This window comes from Planomonospora parontospora (assembly GCA_014647935.1).
Lineage (GTDB): Bacteria > Actinomycetota > Actinomycetes > Streptosporangiales > Streptosporangiaceae > Planomonospora > Planomonospora parontospora.
On sequence record BMQD01000004.1, the window covers coordinates 363,728 to 377,291 of the forward strand.

Here is a 13,564-nt window from a genome sequence, read left to right on the forward strand (position 1 = left end):
TTCGTCGTCCTTCACCCGCTCGGCCAGTGGTTCGGCGCATTCGGTCTAGGTCTGCTCGCCGATGTCGGGACCGGCGGTGACCGAGGCCTCCATCGCCGAACCCGGGAAGCCGAGCGCGGCCAGGAAGAACGCCTCCCAGCGGACGGAGACGGTCACCTCCACCTGCTCGCCACCGGGCTCGCACGCGACCAGCTCGACGTCGCCGCCGTCGTGCGCGGAGACGATCTCCCGAGCCTCGCCGCAGACGGCGTCGCCCTCCAGCAGCCGGGCCTGCCCGGTCTCCCGCAGGTACTCGACGTCGATCCGGTCGGCGGCGGCGCGGGCGGCCTGCTCGGCGACGTCGGCGGCCCGCAGCCGCGCGTTGATCGCGGCCCCGCCGTCCACCAGCAGCCCGGCCAGCAGGAAGACCACGGCCGAGAACAGCACCGTGAAGACCGCCATCGATCCCCGGTCCCCGTTCACTCCTCCACCCGCCTGAACTGCTCCAGCGGGACCACCGAGTCCCCGCTGACCTCCTTGGCCGCGCCGAAGCCGAGGAAGCCCAGGTCCAGGGAGCAGGTCACCTCGACCCTGACCTGCCCGCCCGCCTCCCAGCCGTCGCCGGACACCTCGACCGAGGGCTCGCACTCGCCCTCCAGCGAAGCCCCGGCCGCCTCGGCGGCGGAGGCCTGCGCGTCGGCGCGCGTGCGCTCCACCGACGCGGCCCGCGCCGCGTCCCTGGCCGCGCCGTTGACCTCGCCCTGGGCCTCCACGAGGCGTCCCGCGCCGACCAGGAAGAGCAGGAAGAGCAGGAACACCGGGGCGAGCAGCACCGTCTCGGCCGAGAGCGACCCGCGTTCACCCCCGTACCGGCGGCTCACTGGCAGTCCTCGCCGCCGTCGTCGGGGCGGAAGCACTCGACGGGACCTCCGAATCGCGCGGTGACGGTGAACGTGGTGGACGGCAGCAGCGGGACGACCTGGACGGCGGTGGCGGTGATCTCGACTCCGCGCCGGTCGCCCTCCTCCCAGGCCGTGGCGGTGGCGCCGGAGAGCAGTTCCGGGCCGACGGCCCGGAGCACCTCAGCGGCCCGCGCCTCGGCGTCCTGCTGCCAGGAGTCGGTGTCGAGCCGGGCCAGCCGGGCCCCCTCGCGCGCGGCGGCGTCGGCCACCTGGCGGCCGTGGAACCAGAGCGCGAACTGCACGACGAGCAGGATGACGACCAGCACCACCGGCATGATCATCGCCAGCTCCACGGCGGTGGCGCCCCGCTCCCGGTCACCGCCTCTCCGGACGCCGTACGGCCGGTCACGGCTCGGTGGAGCCACCGCCGCCACCTCCGGTGTCCCCGCCACCGCCACCGCCGCCGAACTGGTCGGAGATCTCCGCCTGCTTGTCCTGGACCAGGGTCCTGATGAGCGTGGCGAGGCCGAGGGCGACCCCGGCGATGATGGCGGTGATGATGACCCACTCGACGGCCGAGGCGCCGCGGGTGGGGGCGCTGCGAGCCCTGTCGATGCGCACGTTCAGCAGGGCTACCGTGTAGACGATCCACGGATGGTTGATCATGGTCATGACCCCAACATCTTCATAGCGGCCGGGAAACTCAGGAAGATCACGAAGCCCGCGCAGAGCAGGAGCTGGGCGACGAGCATCGACTGGGACCGCTCCCCCGCCTGGCCCTCCACCTCGGCGAGCTCGCGCCGGCGCAGGGTGGCCGCACGGGCGGTCAGGGAGGCGCGGACCTTGGCGCCGTCGTCGGCGACCAGGCCGAGCGCGGCGGACAGGTCGCGCAGCTCGTCCACGTTGATCTCGTCGCCGAGCTGGCCGAGCGCCTGCCACGGGGTGATGCCGACGATCCTGGCGTTGCCGAGCGCCTCGCGGATCCGGGCCATCGCCCAGTTCGACCCCTCGCCGGAGTCCGCCGCGCCTCCCGCGCCCCCGGCGCCGGGCGCGCCGGACGCCCCCGGCGTGCCGACGGAGACCGCCATCATCAGCGCCTCGGGCACGCCGCGCCCACCGGCCAGGTTCATCGCCACCAGGTCGAGGAAGGCGCCGACCACGTGCCGGAAGTCGCGGCGCATCCGGGCGGCGTCCCGCCTGATCTGCAGGTCGGGCAGGAAGAAGAAGACCACGGCGACGGCGAGCGCGGCCCACAGCGGCACCGTCGGCGAGACGCCCCACCCCATCAGCGCCAGCCAGCCGGCCAGCAGCGGGAAGGCCAGCAGACCGGAGGCGGACAGCAGCGCCTTCGTCGCCAGGAAGCCCTCGAAGGACTTGCCCAGCAGCGCCAGGTCGGCCCTGGCGGAGCGGACCTCCCAGCCCCGGGCCGCGTAGAAGCGGGCCAGCCGCACGCCCAGGCCGCGCCGGAACGCGCTGACCTCCTCGTCGGGCAGGACCAGCTGCATCCGCGGGGCATCGGTGCCCTCCCGGGCCGCGTCCAGCGCCAGCAGCCGGGTCACCAGCCCCGGCCGCGCCGGGAACAGCGCCCGGACCAGCAGGAACAGGCCGAGGCCGAGCACCCCGCCGGCGAGCAGTGCCTCAGTCATCGTGCCCCCCGCCTCCCGCGAGCAGCGCCTCAGTCATCGCGGACCTCGCCTCCGGTGGACAGGCCCAGCAGGCGGGCGGGTTTGTCGAAGCGGGCCAGGCGGCGCATCCAGGCGAACCCGGCGCCGAAGAAGGCCGCGACCACGACCAGGACGGCCTGGCCGAGGGCATCGTCGTACTCGGCGACGTAATCGGGGTTGAACACCACCAGCATCGCCGCGAAGGCGACCGCCGTGCCGACCACGATCTGCACGCTGCGCCGGGTGGAGCGGCGCTCGGCCTCGACCCGGCGGCGCATGTCGAGCTCCTCGCGGGCCGAGACGGCGAGCGCGCCGAGCACGTCGCGCAGGCCGGGGCCGCGGAGCCGGGAGTTGAGGATCAGCGCGGCGATCACCAGGTCGGCGGAGGGGTCGTCCAGCTCGTCGGCGAACAGGCGGAGCGCGTCGGGCAGCGGCATCCGGGTGTGCAGGCGGTCCACCAGCCCGCGCAGGTGCGGGCGGAGCGTGGGGGAGGCGGCCCGGATCGACGACGGGATCGCCTGCTCCAGCCCGGAGGCCCCGGCGATGGTGTCGCGCAGGGACTCGGTCCAGGCGGCCAGCCCCTCCAGCCGGTGCATCGCCGTGCGCTCCTCGGCCGCGCCGCCGGACAGGCCGCGCCAGCCCAGGGCGAGCAGTACGGCGCCGGCCGCCATCACCGGCCACCCCGTCACCAGGAGCACCGCCACCCCGGAGATCGCCCCGGCCGCGGTCCGGGTGGACAGGGCCCGGAGGAACTCGCGCCTGGCGGCCTTCCGGCCCGGGGTCGCCGGGCGGGGGCGCACGCCGTACAGGGCGAGGCCGAGCAGGAACAGGCCGCCGCCGACCGCCGCCCCGGCCAGCAGCGCCAGCGGGTCGAACAGCCCCGGCGGGACGGGGATCATGCCCACTCCCCGGGGTCGTAGCCGTGCCGGGCGAGCTCCTCCAGGCAGGACAGCGGTGCGTGTGGCAGGACGCGGCCGTCCGGGGCCGCGGCGAAGACCTCCGAGGAGAGCACTCGGCCGTCGACCCCGGCCACCTCGCGCACGCTCGACACGAAGCGCCGCAGCGTCCCGCCCCTGGCGTACTCGTTGCGCTTCTCGATGAAGACCACGAAGTCGATCGCGCCCGCGATCAGCATGTGGGTCGCGTCGATCGGCAGGCGCTCGGCGGCCTGGAGCGCGTAGGTCGCGATCCGGTTGAAGACCTCCATCGAGGAGTTGGCATGGATGGTGGAGAGCGAGCCGTCGTTGCCCTGGGTCATCGCGTTGAGCATGGTGACGATCTCGTCGCCGAGGACCTCGCCGACGATCACCCGGGAGGGGTTCATCCGCAGGGACCGGCGGACCAGCTCGGCCATGCTGATCTCGCCCTGGCCCTCGGAGTTGGGCAGCCGCTGCTCGAAGGCCACCACGTTGGGGTGGAGCTCGGGGAACTGGTCGAGGCCGAGCTCCAGCGCGCGCTCGACGGTGATCAGCCTCTCGTGCGGCGGGATCTCGTTGGCCAGCGCCCGCAGCAGGGTCGTCTTCCCGGCGTTCGTGGACCCGGCGATCATGATGTTCTTCCTGGCCGCCACGGCGGCCGACAGGAAGCGGCCCAGTTTCGGGGTGAGCGTGCCGTTGCCCACCAGGTCGCTGAGGAAGACCTTGCCCAGCCGGGCGCGGCGGATGGAGATCGACGGGCGGACCGTCACGTCCATGACCGCCGAGAGCCGCGAGCCGTCCGGCAGCCGCAGGTCCAGCTGGGGGTTGGCGGTGTCGAACGGCCTGCTGGACAGGCCGCTGTAGGCGGCGAGGATCTGGATCAGCTCGACCAGCTCGTCGTCGGACTCGGCGACCGGCTCCCCCATGAGCTCCTGTCCGTCGGCGTAGCCGATGAAGACCCGGTCGCAGCCGTTGATGTCGATGTTCTCGACCTCGGGGTCGTCCAGCAGGGGCTGGAGCCGGCCCACGCCGAAGAGCGCCGCGTGGATGCCGGAGGCGAGCGCCTCCTCCTCCTCGGCGGTGGGCGGGGTGCGGCCGACCCCGATCTCGCCGCGGGCGTACTCCTCCAGCACCTGCGCGATCAGTGCGCGGGCGAACTGGCGCTCGTCCTCTCCGGTCATCGGGGGCAGGCCGCTCGCCTGGTCCAGCCGCCGCTGGTGGGCCAGGCGGTCGCCGACCTCCTGCCGGAACCGCTTCACCAGGGTGTGGTCGATGCTCATGCGACCCCCTCCGTCGGCCGCGCGGGCGCCGCCGCGCCTCCGGTCGGCCCGCTCACGGGCCCTCCTCCCGCCATCCGGTCGGGGCGGGGTACGGGGCCGGGGTGCCGTTCGGGGCGGGGGCCTCGCCGTACGGGCCGGGGGCCGTGCGGGGGATCCGGACGCCCAGGCCGGTTCCCGGGAGAGCGCCCGGGGCGGTGCTCGGAACCGTTCCTCGGACGGCACCTGGGGCCTCGCGCGGAGCCGTCTCGGCGGCCAGGCGGCCGGCGAGCTCCCGGGCGGTGCGGATCAGCAGCGAGCGGTCCAGGCGACCGCCCCACTGGCCCCGCAGCAGCTCCGCGCCCTTGGGGTCGTGCGCCAGCCCCGCCACGAAGGCGACGTCCTTGCTGGTGGCGGCCACGATCCGGCGGACGTCCTCGATCGTGCCGCGGTACTGCCGGGGGTCGGCGATCACCACGACCCCGACCCGCGCCCCCCGGGGCATCACGTGCAGGCGTTCGCGCAGGTGCGCGACGTGGTCCAGGCTCCCCCGGGTGAACAGCACCACCAGTCCCGCCTCGGCGATCAGCTCCCCCAGCTCCGGGTGCCCGCCCAGGCGGCCGCAGTCGGCCAGCACGTCCGCACCGGGCAGCGCGGCCAGCGCCCTGCCGAGCGGCCCCCAGAGCCAGGTCAGCCCGGCCGCCTGCTCTCCGTGGGTGAGGCCCGCCAGCACGTCCAGCCCGCCGACGATCTTCTGGGTGTGCTCGTGGATCAGGGCCGTCGTCAGGCCGCGGCGGGCCGTGGCCCCGAGCGTGAGCAGCCCCCGCCCGGGGTTGAGCACTCCCCCGTCGGCGGCCGGCAGCCGGTAGGCGACGTCCCCTCCCGCGGGGTCGCACTCGGCCAGCAGCACCGGGCGCGGCCAGACCGCGCCGAGCGCCGTGGCCGCCGTGGTCACGCCGGGCGCTCCCTTGTCGGCGGCCAGCACGATGAGCGCCACGTCAGCGCGCTCCCGGCAGCTCGGCCAGGGCGATCTCGCCCCGGGCGGCGTAGGTCACGACCGTGGGCGAGATGGTCGCGTCCACGATGATCGTGATCTGCCCGGCGGAGCCGTTCCGGCCCGACGAGCCGACGCTGTGGACGAGCGCGCTCTGCGCGAGGATCCGCCCGGCCGCGGCCTGGGAGTCCCCGCCCCGGCCCGGCACGTGGACGACCTGGACCCGGTCGCCGCTGCGCAGCGTGCCGGGCAGCTGGCCGGGCTTGAGCGCCAGCCCCACCTGGGCCTTGCCCGGACCCAGCTCCTCGCTGGAGGACAGGACCATCTCCCTGGTCAGCAGGGTGCCCGGGAGCAGGGTGACCCGGGCGAAGTTCTCGGCGACGCGGGCGCGCTCGGCGTAGGGCACGTAGCCGATGCCGGTGTCGGCGATCTGCACCTCCCGCATCGCGGTCTGGGCGATGGGCTGCCCGGTGCCGACCTGCTGGACGATCTGGATCGCGGAGACCCGGTCGCCGCTGCGCAGCACGAGCAGGGTGGTGGCGAGCGCGCCGCCCAGGATGAGCAGTACGGCGAGCGCCGCGAGCGCGGGCTTGCGCTCTCTGGGGGAGACGGGCAGTTTGCGTGACGCCGGTCCCGACAGGGTGCCCGGCGGAACAGGCCGGTCGGCGTTCGCCGGCGCGCGGCTGGATGGCTTCTCGCTCGTCCTCATGGGCGTGGGGGCTCCCAGAGTGATCATTTTGTGGGTTACTGATCGAATTTACGCCATTATGCGCACCTTGCCGATGTCCCGTGGGGCAAAAGCGAGGACCAATGCTCGTTTGGTAGGAACGGGTTTGTCAATGGAGATCCACTGAAACCTTACGCTTCCGGCAGGTGACATCTGACTTATCCGGATGATAAGGACATCAACAAATCCCGATAACAACCGTCACAATGGTTTCAGCCGTCATTCGGCTCACGGGCCCGGCGCCTTCACCCTCCGGGACCGAGGGTTGTGCGCCGCTTTTCACGGTGATTCATCCTGAACCAGTTCAAAAAGTGGCACTCTGGGGGCATGGGAACGTGGTTCAGGGGGCTCCCGCCGAGCTCGGGACGGTTCCGCCTCGTCGTCCGGGAGGCCGCCGCACGGTTGCGCCGCGGAGGCGTCCGGACGCCACGGCGGCCGCCCGTCGTCCGGGTCACCGAGCGGACCGCCGTGCGCTTGCACCGGGCGGCGGCCGGGCTGGCCGAGGTCACCTCCGAGGTCAACGCCTACGCGGAGCTGCTGGAGGAGAAGGCCCACGAGTTGCGAACCCGGGCCCGCGACCGGGAGCGCGCGCCGGGTCCGCCCGCTTCCCGGGGTTTTCCACCGAGTTTTCCACAGGCTGGTCCGGGTGCTCCTCAGATGACGGGAAGCTCCCGTCGCGGTGACACCCCACATGAACCGCTATAACAAGTCGGCATCGACCGGTGGTTATCCACAGGTTGCCGCGTTTTCCACATGCTGCCCCCGAGGCCGCACTTCTGCCGCGAACACCCCTTCCCCTGCCGTTCCCAGTCATTAGGTTTGGGCGCAGGGCCGGACCGAGGAGAGCGGCGATGCGGATCATGCTCACCGTGCTCAGCGAGCACGCCGACCGGGACGTCCTGGTCGAGGCCGACGAGTCGACCACGGTCGCCCGGCTCGCCGAGGCGCTCGCCGGGCAGCCTCCGGGCGAGCGCTCCGGCAACGTGGTGCGGCTGACCCGCACCCGGGCCCCCTACGGCCTGGGTCGCACCGGCGCCGGGGCCGCGCCCCCCGACCTGTGGCTGGACGGCCGGGTCCTCCCCGCCGACGCCCCCGCGCTCGGGCTCCTGCGCGACGGCGACCTGGTCACCCTGGACCGGCGCCTGGCCGTCTCCACCTTCGCCGAGGAGCCCGCCGGCATCGTGGAGATCCGGGTGTCCGGCGGGCCCTGCGCCGGGTCCGTGCACCGCCTCGGCTTCGGCGTGCACACCATCGGCTCCGATCCCGCCTGCACGGTGGCCCTGCGGGATCCCTCGCTCCCCGGCCGGGCCGCCGTGGTGCGGCTCACGCCCGACGCCATCACGGTGGAGCCCGCCGTACCCGGCGCCGCGGGGCCCGCGCTGGACGGCGAGCCGGTGGAGGAGGCGGTGGGCTGGCCCGAGCACGCGGTGCTCACCTGCGGCTCCTCGGTGCTGACGCTGACGGCCGTCGAGCCGCCCGACGCGCACCTGGACGACCGGCCCGACGGCGGGCTCGCCTACAACCGGCCGCCCCGGATCCGTCCCCCGGAGCCCGCACGGCGGCTGGAGGTGCCGGTGGAGCCCCGGCGCGCCGAGGGCATGCGGCTGCAGCTGCTGACCGCGTTCCTGCCCCTGGTGCTGGGCGTGGGCATGGCCTGGGCGCTGCGGATCTGGTACTTCCTGCTGTTCGCGCTGCTGAGCCCGACGATCATGATCGGGCAGTGGTGGAGCGACCGGCGGCACGGCCGTAAACGGCACCGGCAGCAGATGAAGGACTACCGGGAGCGCCTGGCCGTCTTCGAGGCCGAGCTGGAGCGGGCCCGCGCCGCCGACGAGGCCGCCCGCCGCGCCGCCGCGCCCGACCCCGCCGAGGTGCTGCTCACCGCGACCGGCCCGCGGCGCAGGCTCTGGGAGCGCCGCGACCACGACCCCGACGCCCTCCGCCTCCGGGTCGGCCTCGCCGAACTCCCGGCGGCGCTGGAACTCGTACCGGAGCGCGGCGCCCCGCCGGACTCCCCGTTGCCGGAGCCGCCGGCCTGCCGGGCGGTGCCGGTGGCGCTGGCCATGCGGCGGCTCGGCGTGGCCGGTCTGACCGGCCCGAGGGAGACCGTGTCCGGCCTGGCCCGCTGGCTCGTCGGCCAGGCCGCCGCCCTGCACAGCCCGCGCGACCTGGCGATCGTGGTGCTGTCCGCGCACGGCGACGGCGAGGAGCGGTGGAACTGGGTGCGCTGGCTGCCGCACTGCGCCCCGCACGGCGGCGAGGACTGCCTGGCGCTGGTCGGCGCGGACCCGGAGGCCGCGGCCCGCCGGGTCGCGGAGCTGACCACTCTGATCGACGAGCGCCTGGGCGAGGGCGACGGGCCGCTCAGGCCCGCCGCTCCGCGCGTCCCGTCCGGCTGGGGCGGTCTCGGCGGCGACTCCGCCGATCCGCCCCGCTACGACGAGCGCCCCTACGACGTGCTGGTCCTCCTGGACGGCGCGCGGGTGCTGCGCGCGCTGCCCGGCATGCCGCAGGTGCTGCGCCAGGGGCCCCGCGCGGGCGTCCACACCCTGGCCCTGGACGACGAGCAGCGGCTGCTGCCCGAGGAGTGCGCCACCGTCGTCCAGGCGGGCGCGGACGGCCGGCTCCGGCTGCTCGGCGGCGGCATGGAGAGCCTCGGCGAGATCCTGGCCGACCAGGTCCCGGCCTCCTGGTGCGACCGGCTCGCCCGCTCGCTGGCCCCGATCCGCGACGTCAGCCGCGACGAGGCGGGCACGGCGCTGCCCGGCTCCGCGCGCCTGCTGGACCTGCTCGGGCTCCCGTCCGCGGGCCCCGCGGGTTCGCCGGACCCGCTGGGCGGCACGGTCCTGGGCGGCAAGGCCCTGGCCGGGCGGTGGGGCCGCTCCACGGCGGCGGTGATCGGCGCCGGACCGGACGGCCCGTTCTCCGTCGACCTGAGCCGCGACGGGCCGCACGCCCTGATCGCGGGCACCACCGGCGCGGGCAAGTCGGAGCTGCTGCAGACCCTGATCTGCTCGCTCGCGGCGGCCAACCGGCCGGACGAGATGACGTTCGTGCTGATCGACTACAAGGGCGGGGCGGCCTTCAAGGAGTGCGTACGGCTCCCGCACACGGTCGGCATGGTCAGCGACCTGGACGGCCATCTGACCCAGCGGGCCCTGGCCTCCCTGGCCGCCGAGATCCGGCGCCGGGAACGGCTGCTGCTGGCCGCCGGGGCCAAGGACATCGAGGACTACCACGCGCTGCGCGACGCCCAGACGGCCCGCGCGTCCCGCGACCTGCTGGTGGCGGGCGGCCCCTCCCCGATCGGCGCCCCGGCCGGGGCACCGGCCGGATCCCCGGTCACTCCGCTGCGGGGGCGGGGCGGCGGCCCCCTGGCGCCGCTGCCCCGGCTGGCGCTGGTGATCGACGAGTTCGCGGCGATGGTCAGCGAGCTGCCCGACTTCATGACCGGGCTGGTGGACATCGCCCGGCGGGGCCGGTCGCTGGGCATCCACCTGATCCTCGCCACCCAGCGGCCCGGGGGCGTGGTGACCGCCGACATCCAGGCGAACACGTCGCTGCGGATCGCGTTGCGGGTGACCGAGGCCGCCGAGTCCACCGACGTCATCGGCACCCCCGACGCGGCGCACATCTCCAAGTCCACGCCCGGCCGGTGCTACGTGCGGTCGGGGACGGGCACCCCGGTGGCCGTGCAGACCGCGCGGATCGGCGGGCGGAGCCCGGCCGCGAGCGAGGCCAGGACGCGGGTGACGGAGGTCGGCTGGCGGGCGCTGGGGCATTCCCCGGCCGCGCCGGAGGCCGGACCGGAGGGCGCCACCGCCACCGACCTGTCGCTGCTCGTCGACGCCCTGGTGGACGCGGCCCGCGTCGCCGGGATCCCCGAGCAGCCCAGTCCCTGGCTGGAGCCGCTCCCCGGCCTCGTCGTGCTCCCCGGTCTCCCGGACCCGTCCGGCCTCCCGGGTCTTCCGGATCATCCGGGTCCTCCGGGGCTCTGGGATCACCCAGACCGCTCGGACCGCCCGGACCGCTCCGATCGCTCGGGCCTCTCCGGCACCGGCGGGCCCGGCCGGACGGGCGGGGTGCGGGGGGCGGCGAGGACGTCCCGGGAGGCGGCCGGGGGCGCGCCGCCGTACCGGGCGGGGAGCGAGGAGGTGCCGCCGCTGGTGTTCGGGGTGACCGACCTGCCGTGGGCGCAGGACCGGCGGGCGCTGACGCTGGACCTGCCGCACGGCGGGCACCTGCTCGTCGCCGGTACGGCGCGCAGCGGCCGGTCCACCGCGCTGCGCACGCTGGCCGGGGCGATCGCGGCGGGCGCCTCCCCGCAGGACGTGCACCTTCACGCGATCGACTGCGGGTCCGGAGCGCTGCTGCCCCTGGTGGCGATGGCGCACTGCGGTGCCGTCGTGACCCGGGACCAGCTCGACCGGGTCGAGCGCCTGCTGACCCGGCTGCGGGCCGAGGTGGGGCGGCGCCAGCAACTGCTGGCCGAGGCCGGATACGCCTCCCTGGCCGAGCTCAGGGCCGCCGGGGGGACTCCGCGGCTGCCCTGGATGGTGCTGATGCTCGACCGCTGGGAGGGGTTCGTCGCCGCGTTCGAGGGCTACGACTACGGTCGGTTGATCGACTCGATGCTGCAGCTGCTGCGGGAGGGCCCGGCGGTCGGGCTCCGGGCCGTGGTGACCGGCGACCGGTCCGCGCTGATCGGACAGATCTCCACGGTCTTCGACGACCGGCTGGTCCTGCGCCTGGCCGACCCCGCCGACTACGGCCTGGCCGGGCTGCCCGTCAAGGACCTGCCCGCCTCCCTCGGACCCGGCCGGGCGCTGTCCATGGGCGAGCACGGCCTGACCGAGAGCCAGATCGCCCTGCTCGACGACGACCCCTCCGGCCCCGCCCAGGTCGCCGTGGTGCAGTCGCTCGCCCGCACGGTGCCCGCCAGGTTCCCCGGTACGGGAGGGGCTGGAGGGCCGGGCGAGATCGCGGGGGGCGTCGGAGAGGTCTCCGGGAGGCCCGGTACGTGGAGCTGGGACGGCGAGCCGCCGCTGCGGGTGGACCCGCTGCCCACTCGGATCACCGCGGCCCAGGCGATGGACCTGGTGCCGTCCTTCGAGCCGCCCTCCCCCCTGTGGGCGCTGCTCGGCGTCGGGGGCGACTCGCTGGCGCCGCTCGGCGTCGACCTGCTCGCCCAGGGCCCCGGCGCGGTCATCGGCGGCCCGCCCCGGTCCGGCCGCTCGTCCGCGCTGCTGACGGCCGCTCGGTCGCTGCTCTCCCGGAGCACCCCGGTGGTCCTGGTCACCCCCCGGCGCAGCCCGCTGCGCACCCTGGAGGGCGCCGAGGGGGTGCTGGCCGTACTCGACGGCAACGGCGACCTGGGCCAGGCGGTCGCCGGCCTGGAGCGCTACGTCGTGCTGGTCGACGACGCCGAACTGGTCTCCGTCGACAGCCCGCTCGGCACGGCCCTGGAGCAGGTGCTGCGCACCGGGCGGGACGGCGAGCACGGCCTGATCGTCGCCGGCGCCACCGGCGACCTGACCACCGCCTACCGGGGATTCGCCGCCGAGGCCCGCAAGTCCCGCACCGGGCTGCTGCTCTCGGTCCAGAGCCCCGCGGACGGGGACCTGTTCACCGTACGGCTCCCGCGCGGCGCGGTCGGCGGCCCTCCGGGGCGGGGACTGCTCCTCACCCTGGGCACGGTGACCCCGGTGCAGGCGGCGCTGCCGGGGTGAGGCGGCATGGGCGATGGAACGCCACGGCGCCGCCCCGGCAGCATTTCGGTGCGGGGGCGGCGCCGCGGATCACTGGGTGGCCGACTCGATGTTGCTACGGTAGGTGTTGATCATTTTCGACGCCTCGTGGAGTTCCCGCGCCATCGCTTGGAAAGCGGTGCGGTAGTTCTGCCATGCATCCGCGAACTTCCCGGATCCGGGGCCGGTCCAAGCGGTGCCGACTTTGGCCGCCTCTGCGTTAAGGGCGGCCATGATCTCCTCCACCTGCGTAGCTCGCCGATCGAACTGCGTCGCCATCTGCTGCATTTCCGCCGGGTTGCCGCCGAGCAGGTTACTCATGCCGTCTCCTTCGGGTCGGTGTCAGAGGGGTCACCAAACAGGCTCACGATACGCGCATGGATCACTCGCTACCTGGGTTATACCTATCAGTTATGATCTCCGCCAGTTATCGTTACTTTTTTGTCGGCTTATCTACGTATGAAGGATTATCGGCAATGCGTGAGATCGTGGTGACCGGTGGAGGGACCGGGATCGGTTACGCCGTCGCGGCGGCCTTCGTGGCCCAGGGCGACCGGGTCACCATCGCCGGGCGGCGGGAGCACGTGCTCAAGGAGGCCGCCGACCGACTGGACCCCGGCCGCACCGGGCTCGTCGCCGCGGTGGCCTTCAACGCGGCCAACCCTGTCGCCGTGGGCGAGGCGCTGGACAGACTGCCGTCCCGGGTGGATGTGCTGGTCAACAATGCGGGCGGGAACACGGACCTGGACCGCCCGGCCGACGACGGCGACCTGATGGACGTGGCCGAGGGCTGGTGGGCCAACCTCAACGCCAACCTGATGTCGGCCGTACTGGTCACGAGCGCGTTGATCCCCCGGCTCGCCGACGACGGCCGGATCGTCACGATCGGCTCGATCGCGGCCCGGGGCACCGGGTCCGGCTCGTACGGCGCGGCCAAGGCGGCCGTGGAGGCGTGGACCGCCGACCTGGCCGCCGAACTCGGTCCGCGCGGCGTCACCGCGAACGTCGTCTCCCCCGGCCTGGTCGTGGACACCGAGTTCTTCCGGGGCCGCCTCACCGAGGAGGGGGTCCGGCGCCGGGTGGAGAACACCAGGAACGGGCGCGCCGGCACGCCCGAGGACGTGGCGGAGACCGTGAGATTCCTGGCCTCTCCGCAGGCACGCCACCTGACCGGACAGGTCGTCCACGTCAACGGCGGTGCTTATCTCGGCCGTTGAGCGGTCCCCGGCAAGACCTGGACATCAGGAGACGCTTACACTCCCTGGAGGCTCGCAGCCGCCTGCTCGCGTGTACGAAGGGAACGATCCGGTGCAGAAGGTCCTGATCGCCAACCGCGGTGAGATCGCCGTGCGAATCGCCCGCGCCTGCAAGGACGCCG

Annotated in this window: 13 protein-coding genes; 3 read left to right on the forward strand and 10 right to left on the reverse strand. The window is 74.4% G+C overall.

Translation table 11 applies throughout. The features are described 5' to 3' along the window. Positions 1–45: 45 nt before the first annotated feature. From IEZ07_RS09145 to IEZ07_RS09185, 9 genes are read right to left on the reverse strand one after another with little or no spacing between them, the layout of a single operon-like run. Positions 46–441 carry a pilus assembly protein TadG-related protein gene (locus IEZ07_RS09145; protein WP_191894325.1) on the reverse strand — a complete coding sequence of 132 codons (396 nt, stop codon included), beginning with the start codon at positions 439–441 and terminating at the stop codon, positions 46–48. Between the two features lie 17 nt (positions 442–458). Further along, a complete protein-coding gene (locus tag IEZ07_RS09150; RefSeq protein ID WP_191894326.1) occupies positions 459–860 on the reverse strand; it encodes a TadE/TadG family type IV pilus assembly protein in 402 nt (133 codons plus the stop codon). After that, the gene (locus IEZ07_RS09155) at positions 857–1,306 is read right to left on the reverse strand and encodes a TadE/TadG family type IV pilus assembly protein (protein ID WP_239319771.1); all 450 of its coding nucleotides are present in this window, start codon (positions 1,304–1,306) and stop codon (positions 857–859) included. The genes IEZ07_RS09150 and IEZ07_RS09155 overlap by 4 nt, the downstream gene beginning before the upstream one ends. Continuing rightward, positions 1,287–1,553 (reverse strand): Flp family type IVb pilin, encoded by a 267-nt coding sequence (locus tag IEZ07_RS09160; protein WP_231647147.1) that lies wholly within the window; start codon positions 1,551–1,553, stop codon positions 1,287–1,289. The genes IEZ07_RS09155 and IEZ07_RS09160 overlap by 20 nt, the downstream gene beginning before the upstream one ends. Then, a complete protein-coding gene (locus IEZ07_RS09165) occupies positions 1,550–2,527 on the reverse strand; it encodes a type II secretion system protein (RefSeq protein ID WP_191894327.1) in 978 nt (325 codons plus the stop codon). The genes IEZ07_RS09160 and IEZ07_RS09165 overlap by 4 nt, the downstream gene beginning before the upstream one ends. 29 nt (positions 2,528–2,556) lie before the next feature. After that, positions 2,557–3,444, reverse strand: coding sequence for a type II secretion system F family protein (locus IEZ07_RS09170; protein ID WP_191894328.1), 888 nt, complete (start codon positions 3,442–3,444; stop codon positions 2,557–2,559). After that, positions 3,441–4,742 (reverse strand): TadA family conjugal transfer-associated ATPase, encoded by a 1,302-nt coding sequence (locus tag IEZ07_RS09175; protein ID WP_068894498.1) that lies wholly within the window; start codon positions 4,740–4,742, stop codon positions 3,441–3,443. Before IEZ07_RS09175 ends, IEZ07_RS09170 begins: the two co-directional genes overlap by 4 nt. 52 nt (positions 4,743–4,794) lie before the next feature. After that, entirely contained in the window at positions 4,795–5,715 is a 921-nt protein-coding gene (locus IEZ07_RS09180) for a CpaE/TadZ family protein (RefSeq protein ID WP_239319773.1), read from the reverse strand. Position 5,716: 1 nt separating this feature from the next. Continuing rightward, a complete protein-coding gene (locus IEZ07_RS09185) occupies positions 5,717–6,421 on the reverse strand; it encodes a hypothetical protein (protein WP_239319775.1) in 705 nt (234 codons plus the stop codon). A gap of 869 nt (positions 6,422–7,290) precedes the next feature. Between IEZ07_RS09185 and IEZ07_RS09190 the strand changes: the two genes are divergently transcribed. Beyond that, a complete protein-coding gene (locus IEZ07_RS09190) occupies positions 7,291–12,168 on the forward strand; it encodes a type VII secretion EssC family protein (protein WP_191894330.1) in 4,878 nt (1,625 codons plus the stop codon). Positions 12,169–12,237: 69 nt separating this feature from the next. Here the strand turns inward: IEZ07_RS09190 and IEZ07_RS09195 are convergent, their stop codons facing one another. Continuing rightward, positions 12,238–12,507, reverse strand: coding sequence for a WXG100 family type VII secretion target (locus IEZ07_RS09195; RefSeq protein WP_191894331.1), 270 nt, complete (start codon positions 12,505–12,507; stop codon positions 12,238–12,240). A gap of 155 nt (positions 12,508–12,662) precedes the next feature. Between IEZ07_RS09195 and IEZ07_RS09200 the strand changes: the two genes are divergently transcribed. Continuing rightward, on the forward strand, positions 12,663–13,403 hold the full coding sequence (locus IEZ07_RS09200) for an SDR family NAD(P)-dependent oxidoreductase (protein ID WP_068894493.1): 741 nt from the start codon (positions 12,663–12,665) through the stop codon (positions 13,401–13,403). Positions 13,404–13,494: 91 nt separating this feature from the next. Beyond that, a partial coding sequence (locus IEZ07_RS36265; RefSeq protein WP_373293966.1) for a biotin carboxylase N-terminal domain-containing protein occupies positions 13,495–13,564 on the forward strand: 70 nt, incomplete at its 3' end.